At 36.2% G+C, this 17583-nt stretch carries 10 protein-coding genes, 1 tRNA gene, 1 other RNA gene and 1 pseudogene; 10 read left to right on the top strand and 3 right to left on the bottom strand.

Annotation, left to right across the window (positions count from 1 at the left end; translation table 11 throughout):
• Window positions 1–61 precede the first annotated feature (61 nt).
• Window positions 62–1306 (top strand): ammonium transporter, encoded by a 1245-nt coding sequence (locus AAA453_RS00105; protein ID WP_069816760.1) that lies wholly within the window; start codon window positions 62–64, stop codon window positions 1304–1306.
• A gap of 65 nt (window positions 1307–1371) precedes the next feature.
• Here AAA453_RS00105 and AAA453_RS00100 read toward each other — a convergent pair whose 3' ends face one another.
• The 3 genes from AAA453_RS00100 to gltC all read right to left on the bottom strand — a co-directional run bounded on the left by AAA453_RS00100 (window position 1372) and on the right by gltC (window position 4248).
• Entirely contained in the window at window positions 1372–2157 is a 786-nt protein-coding gene (locus tag AAA453_RS00100; protein ID WP_069826428.1) for a YibE/F family protein, read from the bottom strand.
• A complete protein-coding gene (locus tag AAA453_RS00095) occupies window positions 2154–3266 on the bottom strand; it encodes a YibE/F family protein (RefSeq protein ID WP_069816764.1) in 1113 nt (370 codons plus the stop codon). Before AAA453_RS00095 ends, AAA453_RS00100 begins: the two co-directional genes overlap by 4 nt.
• A gap of 94 nt (window positions 3267–3360) precedes the next feature.
• Window positions 3361–4248 (bottom strand): glutamate biosynthesis transcriptional regulator GltC, encoded by an 888-nt coding sequence (gltC, locus tag AAA453_RS00090; RefSeq protein WP_427705522.1) that lies wholly within the window; start codon window positions 4246–4248, stop codon window positions 3361–3363.
• 136 nt (window positions 4249–4384) lie between these two features.
• Between gltC and gltB the strand changes: the two genes are divergently transcribed.
• The 9 genes and pseudogenes from gltB to dnaX all read left to right on the top strand — a co-directional run bounded on the left by gltB (window position 4385) and on the right by dnaX (window position 17547).
• Complete coding sequence (gltB, locus tag AAA453_RS00085) at window positions 4385–8884, top strand: glutamate synthase large subunit (protein ID WP_427705519.1); 4500 nt, start codon at window positions 4385–4387, stop codon at window positions 8882–8884.
• 19 nt (window positions 8885–8903) lie between these two features.
• The gene (locus AAA453_RS00080) at window positions 8904–10367 is read left to right on the top strand and encodes a glutamate synthase subunit beta (protein ID WP_427705516.1); all 1464 of its coding nucleotides are present in this window, start codon (window positions 8904–8906) and stop codon (window positions 10365–10367) included.
• Between the two features lie 60 nt (window positions 10368–10427).
• A tRNA-Ser gene (locus tag AAA453_RS00075) sits at window positions 10428–10520 on the top strand.
• Between the two features lie 242 nt (window positions 10521–10762).
• Complete coding sequence (gene treP, locus AAA453_RS00070; protein ID WP_069816772.1) at window positions 10763–12190, top strand: PTS system trehalose-specific EIIBC component; 1428 nt, start codon at window positions 10763–10765, stop codon at window positions 12188–12190.
• A gap of 90 nt (window positions 12191–12280) precedes the next feature.
• Window positions 12281–13915 (top strand): alpha,alpha-phosphotrehalase, encoded by a 1635-nt coding sequence (treC, locus tag AAA453_RS00065; RefSeq protein WP_427705513.1) that lies wholly within the window; start codon window positions 12281–12283, stop codon window positions 13913–13915.
• Window positions 13916–13943: 28 nt separating this feature from the next.
• A complete protein-coding gene (gene treR / locus AAA453_RS00060) occupies window positions 13944–14669 on the top strand; it encodes a trehalose operon repressor (RefSeq protein WP_427705510.1) in 726 nt (241 codons plus the stop codon).
• 109 nt (window positions 14670–14778) lie between these two features.
• An RNA gene (gene ffs, locus AAA453_RS00055) (signal recognition particle sRNA large type) lies at window positions 14779–15048 on the top strand.
• A 191-nt stretch (window positions 15049–15239) separates the two neighbouring features.
• The gene (locus AAA453_RS00050) at window positions 15240–15770 is read left to right on the top strand and encodes a GNAT family N-acetyltransferase (protein WP_427705507.1); all 531 of its coding nucleotides are present in this window, start codon (window positions 15240–15242) and stop codon (window positions 15768–15770) included.
• A gap of 59 nt (window positions 15771–15829) precedes the next feature.
• Window positions 15830–17547: pseudogene (dnaX, locus tag AAA453_RS00045) on the top strand (DNA polymerase III subunit gamma/tau).
• The last annotated feature ends 36 nt before the right edge of the window (window positions 17548–17583 follow it).

Genomic DNA, 17583 nt, shown 5'->3' with positions numbered 1-17583 from the left:
TGACGCATTTTTGCTATTCATTTTGACCGGGGGTATGATTTTGATCAAAGGAGTGATTTAGATGAATATGAATGATACTTTATTTTTATTTTTGTGTACGTTACTTGTATGGTTAATGACGCCAGGGTTGAGTTTGTTTTATGGTGGGCTTGTACAATCTAAAAATGTGTTGAATACAGTTATGCAAAGTATGTCTGCGATTGTTGTTGTGACATTCGCGTGGGTTATTTTAGGTTTTAGCTTAAGCTTTGGTCCAGGAAATACTATTATAGGAGACTTTACATACTTGGGGTTAAAACAAGTTGGCTTTAATACACAAGATGATATTGCTACGCATATTCCTATAGCGCTTTTTATGCTGTTTCAATTAATGTTTTGTACCATTGCTGTATCGATTTTGTCAGGATCAATTGCAGAAAAAATGAAGTTTATACCCTATTTAATTTTTGTATTTTTATGGGTTCTTTTAGTTTACAGTCCAGTTGCACATTGGGTATGGGGAGGTGGCTGGATTCATAAATTAGGTGCGATAGATTATGCAGGGGGTACAGTAGTTCATATTACATCAGGAGTATCAGGACTAGTATTGGCCTTGATGATAGGTGCAGGGAAAAATTTTGATAAACGACCACCTCATAATCTTATTATTACGCTAGTAGGTGGCATATTAGTATGGGTTGGTTGGTATGGGTTTAACGTGGGAAGCGCATTAACATTCAATGATATTGCTATGACTTCTTTTGTAAATACTGTTTTAGCAGCAAGTGCAGGTTCGTTGGGATGGTTGCTTATAGAGTACATTATGAAAAAAACAACAAGTTTGATTGGTATGTTATCAGGAATGTTAGCCGGTTTAGTAGCAATTACGCCTTCTGCCGGATTTGTAGACTATATGAGTGCAATAGCGATTGCATTGATTGGTGGCGTTAGTTGTTATTTTGCAATTAATTATATTAAAGTGAAACTAAAATATAATGATGCATTGGATGCTTTTGGTATACATGGTATCGGTGGTATTATCGGTGCAATTTTAACAGGTGTCTTTCAATCTCATAAAGTGAATGATGAAATAGTAAATGGATTACTTTTTGGTGGCAATTTACAAACTGTTTGGGCACAATTGATTGCAGTTTTTGTAACAGTTGTTTTTAGCGGTTGCTTAACGTTTTTAATTGCAAAAGGAATAACATTATTTAGTGCTTTAGGCACAGACAAAGTTGAAGAAGTAAATGGATTGGATTATGTTGTTCATGGAGAACGTGCTTATTTCAGTGGAGAGTTAAATAAATTTAATAAGCTGCCTTAATGGATTGAAGAAAAAATAAGTCAAAACCACTCATCTAATATTTAATACAAGATGAGTGGTTTTGTTTATTTATACGTATGCTTTATAGGTAATTTCATTTTTTGTTCCTTTTTGATTAATAGCGAGGACAGCCAAGCCGTAATAGGGATGCTTATCGCAATCGCAATACCGCCTAATAAAATAGAGATAAATTCTTGAGCGAATATTTTAGAATTAATGATATGACCAAAGGAATAATTTAATTTGAAAAACCAGAAAAATAATGTGAGTTGGCCTCCAAAATAAGCGAGATAAATTGTATTAGCTGATGTGGCTAAGATTTCTCTGCCTACACGCATTCCTGAATAAAATAGTTCTTTTTGAGTTAAATCAGGGTTGGTCTCACTTAATTCATACATGGGTGAACTAATTGTAATAGCTAAATCAATGACAGCAGCTATGACTGCAAGGACTATGGTGAAGACCATGAATTTAACCATGTCTATACCGATATTCATAGAGAAAATGTACGTTTCATCTTGTTGCTCAGTTGTGAAACCTTGTAGGTTACCGATAGATACAGAAAAGTAGATGGCTGCAATCAAGATGACTGTTGTTAGAATCGTTGCGTAAAAAGCTGCCTGTGTCTTGGTATTATAACTATTAAGTACAAATAGATTACACGCTGCGATAACGATACAAAAAATTAAGGTTACAAGATAAACCGGTGCGCCAAACATAATGATAATCAAGCTTATTAATAGGATGACAAAGTTTAAGAATAATGTCAGATAAGAGATGAGCCCTTTTTTACCACCAAAAATAAGCATGAGTATGAACAGTATAATACCTAAAATTGTTATTGCACTCATTGTTTAGCACCTCGCATTTTGAACCATACTTGCATCAATAATATTGTAATAGGAATTGTTAAGACGATACCAATACCGCCTGTAATTGCCCGGGAAATTTCTAATGACCAATTCATAGAGATTGTGTAGGTAATGGTATTTGCATTTTTTAAATAAATAAGTAACATCGGTAAGCTTCCAGATAAATAAGAGAAGAGTAAAATGTTGGTCATCGTCCCCATAATATCTTGGCCAATATTTCGTCCGGCAAGTGCCCAACGCGTCATACTAATATGAGGTGTTCGACGTAGGATTTCAGTCATCCCGCTTGCAATTGTAATGGCGACATCCATTACTGCACCAAGTGACCCAATCATTACCGATGCGAGAAAGACTTCTTTAGGTGGTAATGTTAAGAAACTCATCGTTTCAAATTTTAATCCTTCGCCACCAGTCATTTGAATTACTAATTGTGTTAACCCAACGCATATAAATGTACCAAGCAAGGTACTAACAATAGTAATGAGTGTGCGCCATTGCCAACCCGTAACTAGCAATAAGGTTAATGTAGTAGATATGATAACTCCGATACTCATTAGACTGAATAAAGTCATAATATGGAATTGGTTATAAATATAAATCGCTAGAATGACGACGGCTGTGTTAATTGCCAAAGATAAAATGGATTGAAGTCCGATTTTCCTGCCTACAAGAAGTACCGTTAATAAAAATAAACCTGTCACGGCTACTACGAGGCTATCACGCTTTTTCTCTAATATATATGCGTCATTTGGATGTTTATCGATATGTAGTAAGACTTTATTATTTTTAGAAAATTTTTCACTATCTGCTTGAGATTCATAATATTCATGTGGAATCGTTGCAGTTTGACCTTCAAATTTTCCGTTTAAAATTGTAAGTTTCAATGTTTCTGTATGTTTTATATCTTTATTATGATGGTCATCTGTGGTTTTAGATGTAGATTTATTTTCAATATTTGTAATTTGACCAATAGGTGTATCGTAAAACTTAGCGTTTACAAATGTGAAAATAAACAACCCAATAAATATGATGCAAAACAACAATAATACCCAATTGAAAGGGCGTTTGATTAGTGTTTTGATTGGCATCGCTCTAATTCAATCCTCTCTTTATAGACAATGCGATTATACGCGTCTCATATGTTGAATTCAACGATTTATAGGTTTGCGTATGAATTTTGAATTAGTGATACGTTGTACTACGACTCAACAATTGATCGATCATTGAAAGCATTAAGCGAATGTCGTTTTTACGATTATCTTGGCGCATCACACTACAAATTGTGCGTTTTAGCTCTGTATGTCCGAGAGAGATGTCCACCCATTTATCAGGGTTCTTCTCTAGTAGGTGATAGGAAGCTGCGATAATATATCCACGCTCTTTATTTAAAATGTATTGTGCGAGTTGTGGATGGGTAATGGTACGTATTGGTTTTACTACAATATTGGCTAATATTTGCTTGATATGCGGAGGTAACGGATAAAGTTCGTAAATTATTTTGTCTGAGAACTGTACTAGAGGCGGGTGAGTTGCCATAGTAATTGGTGCGTCTTTAGGGGCGTAGACGTGGTAGTTTTCCTCGAACAAAGCATTTACTTTTAGTTCGCGATTTTGTTTGATGTCATTTGATAAATCGGTAAATGCAATATCGATTTGATCAGTGGTTAAAGCATTTAAAATTTCACTTTCTTCCATTAGAATAGGTTCGACAATTGAATCGCTCTGATTTTCAAAAGATTGTATTAATAGCGTGAGTACTTGTGAGATATAACTTTCAACATAACCGATACGAATAATAAAATGATTGGATTCTGATTGTTTATGAAATAGACGGACAGTTTCGTCGAATTGATCTATAATTTTAGTTGCTTCTGAAAATAATTGCTTCCCTTCATCGGTAAGATAAATATTGCGGCCTTCTCTATTAAATAATTTAACTTGTAATTCTTTTTCGAGTTGCGTAATTTGACGACTTATTGCAGATTGTGCGATTTCTAATTCAAGTGCAGCTTCTGATAAATGCTCTCTTTTTGCGACTTCTATAAAGTATTTTAGTTGTTTGATTTCCATTGTATCCCCCAAATTCAAAAACATTCTAATAATTAGAATAATATCATCTATTTTATATATTGAACAGATTGATCAACTACTATATAGTTTACTTACTAATTTAATATTCAGAATTTTCGAAAAAGAGGTGAAGATCATGCTCGAATACAATAAGAAAATTGGCTTATATGATAGTCGTGAGGAACATGATGCATGTGGTATTGGCTTTTATGCCAATATGGATAACGAAAGGAACCATGCTATTGTCGAAAAATCATTGGAGATGCTGCGTAGGTTAGATCACCGTGGCGGTCTTGGTGCAGACAGTGTGACAGGTGATGGTGCAGGGATTATGACCGAAGTGCCATACGATTATTTTTCAAAACAAACGGACTTTAATTTGCCTGAAGAAGGTCAATATGCCGTTGGGATGTTTTTTACAAATGAATCGATTGCTGGTTCTCAGCACGAGGCACAGTTTAATGCACACTTTGAAGCGGAAGGATTAAGCGTAATTGGTTATAGAGATGTACCTGTAGACATTAATGCAATTGCTTCACATGTTGCCGATACAATGCCTTTTATTCAACAAGTGTTCGTGGCATTAAATGATGTTTCACATGTAGATCGTAAATTATTTTTAGCGCGAAAACAAATTGAAAATTATGCGAATCAGCAACAACTAGATTTATATTTTACAAGTCTGTCGAATAGAACGATTGTATATAAAGGATGGTTGCGTTCGGATCAGATTAAGGCTTTATATCAAGATTTGAATCACGAATCTTATGTTTCGAAATTAGGACTTGTTCATTCGCGTTTCAGTACAAATACCTTTCCAAGTTGGAAACGTGCACATCCTAATAGATTACTTATGCATAACGGTGAGATCAATACGATTAAAGGTAATGTAAACTGGATGCGCGCTAGACAAGATGAGCTGATTGAAACTATTTTTGGCGACGAAAAGGACAAGGTAAAAGAAATTATTGATGAAGATGGCAGTGACTCGGCTATAGTCGATAATGCTTTAGAATTTTTATCATTAGCTATGGAGCCTGAAAGAGCAGCGATGCTCATGATTCCAGAGCCTTGGTTATACAACAAAGCTAACGATGCGAATGTACGTGCTTTCTATGAGTATTATAGTTATTTAATGGAACCATGGGATGGACCGACGATGATTTCGTTTTGTAATGGAGACAAGATTGGTGCTTTAACGGATAGAAATGGCTTAAGACCAGGACGTTATACTATAACGAAAGATAATTACATTGTCTTTTCATCTGAAGTTGGTGTTGTTGATGTACCTGAAAAGAACGTTGCGTTTAAAGGTCAGTTGAACCCTGGGAAGTTATTACTTGTTGATTTTAACCAACATAAAGTGATTGAAAATAATGAGTTAAAAGCAAATATCGCAGATGAACTGCCTTATGAAAGTTGGTTAAACCAGTTTAAAGTAGATTTGGATTTAGAAAATGTGACGTATAAATCATCTGAGTGGGATAGTGCAACATTGAATCGATTGCAAAAACAATTTGTCTATACCAAAGAAGAAATGGATAAATACATGACAGAACTGGTTGATAATAAAAAAGATCCAATCGGGGCAATGGGTTATGACGTACCTATTGCAGTATTAAACGAAAAAAATGAAACACTTTTTAATTATTTCAAGCAATTATTCGCTCAAGTAACAAACCCGCCTATTGACGCTTATCGTGAAAAAATTGTCACGAGTGAGTTAGCTTATTTAGGCAGCGAAGGGAATTTGTTAAATCCTAATGAGGATGTGTTAAATAGAATTCAGCTTAAACGTCCTGTGATGACAGAAGCGCAACTTGAGGAAATTGAACAGAGTAGATTTAACGTAAAACATCTATCAACTGTTTATAAAGACGATTTAGAAGCAGCATTAGACGCTTTAGGGGGTAAAGCGATACGTGCTGTTAAAGAAGGCAGTGAAATTTTAGTATTAGATGATCGTACACTTGTAACAGAAAAAGGTTATGCAATGCCTATATTACTTGCGGTGAGTCATATTCATCAATTGCTTATCCGAGAAGGCCTACGTATGCGTACGAGTATTGTTGCTTTGTCAGGAGAAACAAGAGAGGTACATCATGTTGCATGCTTATTAGGTTACGGTGCAAACGCGGTAGTACCTTATTTAGCACAACGTACGATTGAACAATTGGTCTTGAGCCAACGTTTAGAAGGGGATATTTCTGAAAATGTTCAAACCTATACACATACCTTGTCTGAAGGTGTCATCAAAGTAATGGCTAAGATGGGTATTTCTACAGTTCAAAGTTATCAAGGGGCACAGATTTTTGAAGCTGTAGGACTTTCAAATGAAATTGTAGACAAATATTTCACTGGCACACAGTCCAAGTTATCTGGGATAACGATGGATTTAATTGATAAAGAAAATAAAGCGAGACAAACACCTGAGAGTGAATACATTGAGTCAGGTAGTACGTTCCAATGGCGCAAACAAGGACAACATCACGCTTTTAATCCAACTTCGATACATTTATTGCAACATGCATGTCGCTTAAACGATTATGAAAAATTCAAAGCATTTTCAAATGAAGTTAATCATAAGCGAACAGACCATATTCGTCATTTGATGGAATTTAAAAAGCAGAAATCAATAGATATCGATAAAGTTGAACCTGCGAGTAAGATTGTACAACGTTTCAATACTGGAGCGATGAGTTATGGGTCGATTTCAGAAGAGGCACATCAGACACTTGCAGAAGCAATGAATCAAATGGGCGGTAAAAGTAATAGTGGTGAAGGCGGCGAAAATCCTGAACGTTTTGTAATAGATGAAGAAGGTAAAAATCGTTCAAGTGCTATTAAACAAGTTGCTTCAGGTCGCTTTGGAGTAACAAGTGATTACTTACAACATGCAAAAGAAATACAAATTAAAGTTGCGCAAGGCGCTAAACCAGGGGAAGGCGGACAACTACCAGGTACGAAAGTATATCCATGGATTGCGGAAGTAAGGGGTTCTACACCAGGTATTGGCTTAATATCACCACCGCCACATCACGATATTTATTCAATAGAAGATTTAGCACAATTAATTCACGATTTAAAAAATGCCAATAAAGATGCAAATATTACAGTTAAACTTGTCTCTAAAACAGGTGTCGGTACGATTGCGGCAGGTGTCGCGAAAGCATACGCTGATAAAATCGTAATCAGTGGTTATGATGGTGGGACAGGAGCATCACCTAAAACAAGCATTCAACATGCAGGCGTGCCATGGGAAATTGGTCTATCAGAGACGCATCAAACCTTAATGATGAACGGCTTAAGATCAAGAGTGAAAGTGGAAACCGATGGCAAATTACTTACAGGTAAAGATGTCGCTTATGCATGTGCATTAGGTGCTGAAGAATTTGGTTTTGCCACTGCACCGCTAGTAGTTATGGGATGTATTATGATGCGCGTATGTCATAAAGATACATGTCCAGTAGGTATCGCTACACAAAATCAAGATTTACGCGCGTTATTCAATGGTAGAGCAGACCATGTAGTTAATTTCATGCATTTTGTAGCGGAAGAATTAAGAGAAATATTAGCTGAACTCGGTTTGAAATCAGTCGATGAATTAGTAGGGAGAACGGATTTATTACAACGAAGTAGCCAGTTATCATCACGTCGCTCTAAAGCAGCTACTATGAATGTTGAAGCGTTGTTGTATCAACATGAAGGTGACAGATTTAATAAAATAAAACAAAATCATCATCTTGATGAAGGGTTTGATTTAACGAGATTGTATCCTGACGCACAAACAGCTATTGAAAAAGGTGAAGCATTTACAGGTAAATATAAATTGAAAAATGAACAAAGAGACGTAGGTGTAATCACTGGTAGTGCAATTACTAGAATTCATGGCTCTGAAGGTTTACCTGAAGACACGATTTATGCCCAAACACAGGGTCATGGTGGGCAAAGTTTAGCAGCATATACGCCTAGTGGATTAACGATTCATCATACAGGTGACGCAAATGATTACGTTGGTAAAGGATTATCTGGCGGTAAGATTATTGTGAAAGCGCCGAATAAACATCGTGAAAATGAAATTATTATTGGTAATGTTTGTTTTTACGGTGCATCACATGGTAAAGCGTATATTAATGGTAAGGCAGGAGAACGTTTCTGTATCCGAAATAGTGGTGTACAAGCAGTTGTCGAAGGTATTGGCGACCACGGGCTTGAATATATGACTGGCGGACGCGTCGTTATACTTGGAGATGTAGGTAAAAACTTTGGCCAAGGTATGAGTGGCGGCGTGAGTTACATTTTCCCATCAGACGTTGAAGCTTTTAGAAAAGAACATAAATTAGACAGTCTAGATTTCGATACGATTAGTGTAAAAGCAGAGCGTGAAATTTTGAAAGACATGCTACAAGCTCATGTTAAATATACACAGAGCACAAAAGCACAAGCTATTCTAAATGATTTTGAAAATGTGGCACAAAAAGTAGTCAAAGTAGTTCCGAAAGACTATAAATTAATGATGCAAAAAATAGAATTACAAAAACGTGATTCGAGTGAATTAGATGAAGCGTTGTTGAATGCATTTAATGATAAACGTACAAGCTTAGCATCAGAAGAACAGCAGACTGCCGTATATTAACCATAAAGGGGGATTTGTCATGGGCGAATTCAAAGGATTTATGAATTATGACAAACAACAATTAGATGAATTGTCATTGGTTGAACGTATAAGTAATCACGATGCCTTTCAACAGAGGTTTACTAAGGATGAAGCAGCAGAACAAGGTGCACGTTGTATGGATTGTGGGACACCATTTTGCCAAACGGGGGAACCTCATGGAAAAGAAACAATTGGTTGTCCAATTGGGAACTACATTCCGGAGTGGAACGATCTCGTTTATAGAAAAGATTTTAAAACAGCATATGAACGCTTGAGTGAGACAAATAACTTTCCAGAATTCACGGGTCGCGTTTGTCCTGCGCCTTGTGAACAATCGTGTGTGATGAAAATTAATCGTGAATCTGTTGCTATCAAAGGTATTGAACGTACGATTATTGATGAAGCTTATGAAAATGGCTGGGTCAAACCAACAAAGCCTGAGCAACGCCAATCCGAAACAGTAGCAATCGTCGGCAGTGGTCCAGCTGGGTTAACAGCGGCAGATGAACTAAATAAACTAGGATACAAAGTAACAGTATATGAACGTGCACATGAAGCGGGTGGGCTTCTAATGTATGGTATTCCTAATATGAAATTAGATAAGGATGTCGTGCGCCGTAGAATTGAAGTGATGAAACAATCAGGTATTGAATTTATGACAGATACAGAAATTGGTGTAGACGTAAGTCGTGATGAATTAAATGAACGACACGATGCAATTATACTTTGTACAGGTTCACAAAATGCGAGAGATTTACCATTAGAAGGACGCATGGGATTTGGAATTCACTTTGCAATGGATTACTTAATTGAACAAGGCCAATTTTTAAATGGAGAAATTAACGAACCTGAGATTTCAGCTAAAGGAAAAAATGTCATTGTAATTGGTGCTGGTGATACAGGTGCTGACTGTGTAGCGACAGCACTGCGTGAAAATTGTAAGTCTATCGTTCAATTTAATAAATACACAAAGCAGCCAGAAGAGATTACATTTGATGAAAATACGTACTGGCCATTAGCAATGCCTGTGTTCAAGATGGATTATGCACACAAAGAATATGAGGCGCGTTTTGGTTTTGAACCACGTGCATATGGTGTACAAACGATGCGTTACGATGTTGATCGTATCGGCAATGTAAAAGGCGTTTATACTCAAATACTTGAAGAAACAGAAGATGGAATGGTCGTGGTGGATGGCACAGAACGTCACTGGCCAGCAGATCTAGTCTTATTGTCTATCGGTTTTGTCGGTACAGAAACGACCGTCCCTCATGCTTTTGATATTCAAACTAAACGTAATAAAATAGTGGCTGATAATAAAGATTTTAGAACGAATCAACCACACATATTTGCAGCGGGCGACGCGAGAAGAGGTCAAAGTCTTGTGGTCTGGGCTATTCAAGAAGGAAGGGCTGTCGCAGATTCAGTAGATGCTTACTTAAAAGAAAAAGCACTTGTATAGTGCTGAAATTTTAATTGACTTTTGAAACGGGCTATAATATTATAAATAATGTATTTATTTGGAGGAATACCCAAGCCCGGCTGAAGGGATCGGTCTTGAAAACCGACAGGGGCTTAACGGCCCGCGGGGGTTCGAATCCCTCTTCCTCCGCCATAATATTATAAAACTAAGACTAATAAATAGAGTAGGCAAGTAATCAATCATGTATTGAGTGCTTGTCTTTTTTATTTGCCGTTTTTAAGTTGTTTTGCATTAATTAAATGAATCTATTGAAAATATTATACAAAAACATGAAAATAACATTATTTTTTTAAATTAACATGAAAGCCTTTACAAAACTTGTCTATACAAGTTATACTTTCAGTGATGTTAAAAGAAAAAGGGAGTGAATCATCATGGCAGTTAAAAAGAAAGATGTGCAAGATATAGTCGAAGCTATTGGGGGCAAAGACAACTTGGACACAGCAACGCACTGTGTAACACGTTTGCGACTTGTCTTGAAAGATGATGATAAAGTAGATAAGGATCGATTGGGGGATAACGATTTAGTAAAAGGACAATTCAAAGCTGATAATCAGTATCAAATTGTCATTGGTCCAGGTACAGTCGATGAAGTTTACAAACAATTCATTGAAGAAACAGGTGTAGGTGAAGCGTCAAAAGACGACGCGAAAGCTGCAGCGGCTAAAAAGGGTAATCCGGTTCAAAGATTGATTAAATTGTTGGGAGACATATTTATTCCAATCTTACCGGCAATTGTTACTGCTGGTTTACTTATGGGGATTAATAATTTACTTACGATGGAAGGGCTATTTGGCCCTAAACCGTTAGTAGAACAATTTCCTCAACTTGGAGATATCTCTAATATTATCAATGTAATTGCAAGTACAGCATTCATATTCTTACCAGCATTAATCGGTTGGAGTAGTATGCGTGTGTTTGGTGGGAGTCAAATACTTGGTCTAGTGCTAGGTTTAATTCTAATGAATCCACAACTAGCTTCACAATACGATATTGCTAGTGGTAATATTCCTACTTGGGATATTTTCGGTTTAGAAATTAAACAATTGAACTATGAAGGACAAGTATTGCCGATTTTACTTGCTGCGTATGTATTAGCTCAAATCGAGAAATTCTTAAATAAATATATTCATGATTCAATTAAAATGTTAGTTGTAGGGCCTGTGGCACTACTAATTACAGGTTTCTTAGCATTTATAGTTATTGGACCGGTTGCATTATGGCTTGGTACAGGAATTACAGAAGGCGTGACATTTGTCTTTGAACATGCTGGCTGGTTAGGTGGCGCACTTTATGGTTTGTTCTATGCACCACTCGTTATTACAGGTTTGCATCACATGTTCTTAGCGGTAGATTTCCAATTAATGGGAAGTAGCCTTGGCGGCACATACCTATGGCCGATTCTTGCAATCTCAAACATTTGTCAAGGTTCAGCAGCATTTGGCGCATGGTTTGTCTATAGAAGACGTAAAATGGGCAAAGAACAGGGTCTTGCTATGACTTCAGGTATTTCAGGTTTCTTAGGTGTAACAGAACCAGCATTATTCGGGGTAAACTTACCACTAAAATACCCATTTATAGCAGCAATTTCAACATCTTGTGTGATAGGTGGTATTATAGGTGCAAGTCGTGTGCTTGGTAGTGTAGGCGTAGGCGGCGTGCCAGCTATTATTTCTATCCAAAAGGATTTCTGGTTAATTTATGCTATTTGTACCCTTTTAGCAATTGTCGTACCAGCAATTTTAACTGTTGTTCTATCAAGATTTAGTAAAGAAGAAACAAAAGAAATGGTTGAAAAATAATTCAAGTTATATAGATAAGTACAATTAAACTCGCTAAAATTGATTAGCGAGTTTCTTTTTAAAATAGTAAAAGAAAAGGCGGTAATTGTTATGGCACATAATGATTGGAGAAAATCAGTTGTTTATCAAATTTATCCAAAATCATTTAATGATACAACAGGCAGTGGAGAAGGTGATTTACAAGGTATTATTGAAAAACTAGATTATTTACAATATCTAGGTGTGGATTACATTTGGTTAACGCCAGTATATGAATCACCAATGAACGATAACGGCTATGATATTAGTAACTATTACAAAATCAATGAAAAATTTGGAACAATAGAAGATCTTGAAACATTAGTAAGTGAAGCACATAAGCGTGATTTAAAAGTTATGATGGATATTGTAATTAATCATACCTCTACAAAACATGAATGGTTTAAGCAAGCGTATGCAGATAAAGAAAGTGCCTATAGGGATTATTACTTCTTTAGACGATCAGCAGATAATCAACCACCAACAAACTGGGAGTCAAAATTTGGCGGCAATGCGTGGAAATACGATGAAAAAACAGAAGAATATTATTTGCACCTATTCGACGTTACACAAGCTGATTTAAATTGGGATAATCCTGAGGTGCGAGACGCTTTATATGACATTGTTAACCACTGGATTAGTTTTGGTGTAGATGGCTTTAGATTTGATGTGCTTAATTTGATTTCTAAAGGTGAGTTTAAAGACTCTGAAAAAATCGGTAAAGAGTTTTATACAGATGGACCACGCGTACATGAATACGTACATGAAATGAATCGTCGTACGTTTGGAGACAAAGATATAATGACAGTTGGTGAAATGTCCTCAACTACAATAGATCATTGTATTAAATATACGAATACTAAGCGCCAAGAATTAAGTAGTGTCTTTAATTTCCATCATTTAAAAGTAGACTATGCTGATGGTGAAAAATGGACGAATGCTAAATTAGATTTCCATAAATTAAAAGATATACTTATGGAATGGCAACTCGGTATTTATGAAGGTGGCGGTTGGAACGCAATATTTTGGTGTAACCATGACCAGCCTCGTGTCGTTTCGCGTTTTGGTGATGACTCGTCTGAACCAATGCGTAAACAAAGTGCTAAGATGTTAGCTACTGTACTGCATATGTTACAAGGCACGCCTTACATTTTCCAAGGTGAAGAAATCGGTATGACAAATCCGGGTTTTGAAACAATTGACCAGTATCGTGATGTTGAATCTTTAAATGCTTATCAAAATATGAAAGGTGCAGGTTATAAAGAAGAAGAAATCATTACGATATTAGGACAAAAATCTCGCGACACTTCAAGAACACCAGTTCAATGGACTGATACAGAGCATGCGGGCTTTACTACAGGCACACCATGGATTGATATTCCAAATAATTTTGATAAAATCAATGTTGAAGCGGCGATTAAAGATGAAGCATCTATATTGCGCACTTATAGACATTTGATTCACTTACGTCATGAACACGATATTATTACGTATGGGAGTATAGAACCTTTATATATGGAGCATAATGAGTTATTTGTTTATAAACGTCATTATAATGATGAAACGTGGCTTGTTATTGCAAATTTTTCAAATGAACAAGTAGCGATTCCAGAAGATTTAGCTATTGAGGGAGAAATTATTATCCAACAGGGTGAAGCAACAAATGAATTAATTTATGGATTTGGCGCAATAGTAATTGCACAATAATTTAGAAAAGGGCAGTGAGTGAGCGCGCATGACACAGAAAAAATTTATTACGATATATGAAACAATACGTACAGACATCATAGAGTCACGCATATCGTATGGCACTCAATTGCCATCAGAGCATGAGTTAGTAGAAACCTATAGTGCCTCTCGTGAAACAGTACGTAAAGCACTGAACTTATTAGTGAGAGACGGTATGATTCAAAAGATTCGCGGTAAAGGTTCGATTGTAATCTATCAAGGCTTAACAGAGTTTCCTTTTGCAGATTTAACCAGCTTCAGAGAAGTTCAACAAGGATTAGGGCTGCGACATGAAACTGACGTCAAAGTGTTTGAAAAGATAACTGCAGGTGAAGTTCCGAAAGTACAAAAGGCATTGAATGTTCGCCACGGAACAGTATTGTGGCATGTTGTTCGAATTAGGAAAATAGAAAATAGAGTAAAGATTATAGATGAAGACTACTTAATAGAAGCAATTGTTCCGAACCTTACTACGGAGATTGCAAAAGCATCACTATATGAGTATATAGAAGATGTATTAGGTTTAGAAATTAGTTACTCTAATAAGTCGATTACTTTTGAGGCCTTCGGAGAAATAGAACGAGAAATATTTGGCGATGTAGTTCCGCCATATACAGCAACAGTTCGAGGCATTGTACATTTGAAAGATACTACAATATTCCAATATAATGTTTCGAAACACTTAGCCACAGAGTTTAAATTCAATGATTTTTCTAGACGCCATAAAAGGTGAAATACTTTATCGTAAAAATGACTATAATGTGAATTATATAATGAAGATATAGTATCTAGGATAGGTTATACTTGCAATCAGTTGTTAAATTATAGTATGATATATTTTGCCGTGCTAAGTGGGGAGGTAGCGGTTCCCTGTACTCGAAATCCGCTTTACGCGAGACTGAATTCCTTTGCTAAGGGTGTGTTTTTGTGAAGTCTGCCCAAAGCACGTAGTGTTTGAAGATCTCGGTCCTATGCAATATGAACCCACGAACCATGTCAGGTCCTGACGGAAGCAGCATTAAGTGGATTATCGTATGTGCCGTAGGGTTGCCGAGATTTAGCTAACGACTTTGGTTACGTTTGTGATACACATTCGAAGTGAAGGTGCACGGTTTTAAATTTTTAAATAATGAAATAAACTTATATAAATACTGAGCGACGTATCTTTTGATAGCAGTCGCTCTTTTTTTATATTAAAATATAAGGAATACTTTGATAGGATATTGGTATCGTTTAATACTTGTCACAAAGCCGATGTTGTTAAGTCAAAGGTTGAAATTTAAACGTCATAAGGGGGATGTCGATGCAAATATACTTAAGTACTTTAACTGAAAATGATTATGATACAAGTTTGGAAACAATAAAATCTGCGTTTGAAGATGTCGCTGAGTCACAGCATGATGAGCAAGCGTTAGTTGTGAAATTGAGAGAAACTTTAGAATATAACTATGAACTAGAAGTTGTCGCGAAAAATGATGATGGTGAAGTGATTGGTCATATTATGTTATCAGAAATCCACATCCTTAATGAAGAAACAAGTTTTACTGCATTAGCATTAGCGCCACTATCTGTTTTACCAGCATATAGAAACATGGGGTTGGGAAAAGCACTAGTGCAAGCAGCAGAAGAGCGAGCAAAAGCGCAAGGTTATACTACCATTATTGTTTTAGGAGCTTCGGGATATTATGGCAAATTAGGTTATGAAGAAGCGGAGCAATACAATATATATAGTCCATTTGATTTACCTTCAAAAAATTTTATGGTCAAATTCCTTTGGGAACAACTAACAGAGCAACCTAATGGCAAAGTGGTTTATCCAGAATCTTTTAATTGATATTCAAAGTATAAAGTACAATGCTATAATAGTTGATGAATGCTATTGGAGGTGCGAAAGTGAATTATCAAGCTTTATATAGAATGTTCCGACCGCAAAGCTTTGAAGATGTTGTGGGTCAGGAGCATGTAACTAAGACACTACGTAATGCGATTGCTAAAAGTAAACAATCCCATGCTTATATATTTAGCGGACCTAGAGGGACAGGTAAAACGAGTATTGCTAAAGTGTTCGCAAAAGCCATAAACTGTCTTGAACGTACCGATGGTGAACCTTGTAATGAATGTGCAATATGTAAGGGTATCACGCGAGGAACGAATTCAGACGTCATTGAAATTGATGCTGCAAGTAATAACGGTGTAGATGAGATAAGAAATATTAGAGATAAAGTTAAATATGCACCTAGTGAATCGAAATTCAAAGTATATATTATAGATGAGGTACACATGCTAACAACAGGTGCTTTTAACGCGTTACTTAAAACGTTAGAAGAGCCACCGCACATGCAATATTTATATTAGCGACGACAGAACCTCACAAAATACCTCCGACAATTATTTCAAGATCACAAAGGTTTGATTTTAAAGCAATTAGTGAAGATGAAATTGTTGAACGCTTAAAGTTTGTAGCGGACTCACAAGAAATAGAATACGATACAGCCGCGTTAGAATTTATTGCGAAGGCATCAGAAGGTGGTATGCGTGATGCGTTAAGTATTATGGATCAAGCCATTGCTTTTGGAGATGAGCATCTCACGTTACAAGATGCGCTGAACGTAACCGGTAGTGTAGATGCCAGTGCTTTAAATGAATTGCTTAAAGAAGTAGTTCAAGGTGATGTAAAAAGCGCTTTTTCAACTTATCATCAATTCATATCACAAGGTAAAGAAGTCAATCGTTTGATTAACGATATGATTTACTTTGTGAGAGATACGATTATGAATAAGACTTCTAATGTAGAAACTGAATATGATGCATTAATGCATTTTGATTTAGATGTTCTTTACAAAATGATTGATATCATCAATGATACACTCGTTTCGATTCGATTCAGTGTAAACCAAAGTGTTCATTTCGAAGTATTACTAGTTAAAATCGCTGAAATGATAAAAGAAAAACCCGAGAGTGTTCAAACTGTAGCGACTACAGGTATTGCAACTGAACCTAATAATGATGTGCTGTTGCAAAGAATGGAACAGTTAGAAAGTGAATTGAAGACAATAAAAGCGCAAGGTGTGACGACTAGCAACACGCCTCAACAGACTAAACGAACTACCAACAAAGGTGGACAGTCTAAGAATGCTTTTTCTATGCAACAAATTGCTAAAGTATTAGACAAAGCCAATAAAGATGATATTAAGCAATTGAAAGACCATTGGGAAGAGGTTATTAATCATGCGAAAGGCAATGATATGAAATCATTAGTGAGCCTCTTGCAAAATTCTGAACCTGTTGCTGCAAGTGAAACGCATGTTCTGATTAAGTTTGAAGAAGAAATACACTGCGAAATTGTTAATAAAGATGATGAAAAACGGGAAAATATTGAGAATGTTGTTTGTAAAATCATCGATAAAACAGTCAAAGTTGTAGGTGTACCTGCCGATCAATGGATGAGAGTTAGAACAGAGTATCTACAAAATAGAAAGAGTAGTACCACAACAGAAGGTGAAAGTGATAACCAAGCTTCTACTCCAGAAGTAGCGGAAGAAGTTGACGTTGTTCAAAAAGCTAAAGATTTATTTGGTGAGAGTACTGTAAATGTAATAGATGAAGAGTGATACATGACAATGAATAAAAAGGCATGTATAATGAGA

Source organism: Staphylococcus parequorum (genome assembly GCF_039237145.1).
Lineage (GTDB): Bacteria > Bacillota > Bacilli > Staphylococcales > Staphylococcaceae > Staphylococcus > Staphylococcus equorum_A.
This window is presented reverse-complemented; position numbering and strand designations above follow the sequence as displayed.

What these genes read in the sequence shown, in the direction of transcription:
- gltB (WP_427705519.1), top strand. Translation starts at nt 4,385, where the DNA reads ATGCTCGAATACAATAAGAAAATTGGCTTATATGATAGTCGTGAGGAA.
- treP (WP_069816772.1), top strand. Translation starts at nt 10,763, where the DNA reads ATGGCAGTTAAAAAGAAAGATGTGCAAGATATAGTCGAAGCTATTGGG.
- AAA453_RS00080 (WP_427705516.1), top strand. Translation starts at nt 8,904, where the DNA reads ATGGGCGAATTCAAAGGATTTATGAATTATGACAAACAACAATTAGAT.
- AAA453_RS00100 (WP_069826428.1), bottom strand. Translation starts at nt 2,157, where the DNA reads ATGAGTGCAATAACAATTTTAGGTATTATACTGTTCATACTCATGCTT.
- AAA453_RS00095 (WP_069816764.1), bottom strand. Translation starts at nt 3,266, where the DNA reads ATGCCAATCAAAACACTAATCAAACGCCCTTTCAATTGGGTATTATTG.
- AAA453_RS00105 (WP_069816760.1), top strand. Translation starts at nt 62, where the DNA reads ATGAATATGAATGATACTTTATTTTTATTTTTGTGTACGTTACTTGTA.
- treC (WP_427705513.1), top strand. Translation starts at nt 12,281, where the DNA reads ATGGCACATAATGATTGGAGAAAATCAGTTGTTTATCAAATTTATCCA.
- AAA453_RS00050 (WP_427705507.1), top strand. Translation starts at nt 15,240, where the DNA reads ATGCAAATATACTTAAGTACTTTAACTGAAAATGATTATGATACAAGT.
- treR (WP_427705510.1), top strand. Translation starts at nt 13,944, where the DNA reads ATGACACAGAAAAAATTTATTACGATATATGAAACAATACGTACAGAC.
- gltC (WP_427705522.1), bottom strand. Translation starts at nt 4,248, where the DNA reads ATGGAAATCAAACAACTAAAATACTTTATAGAAGTCGCAAAAAGAGAG.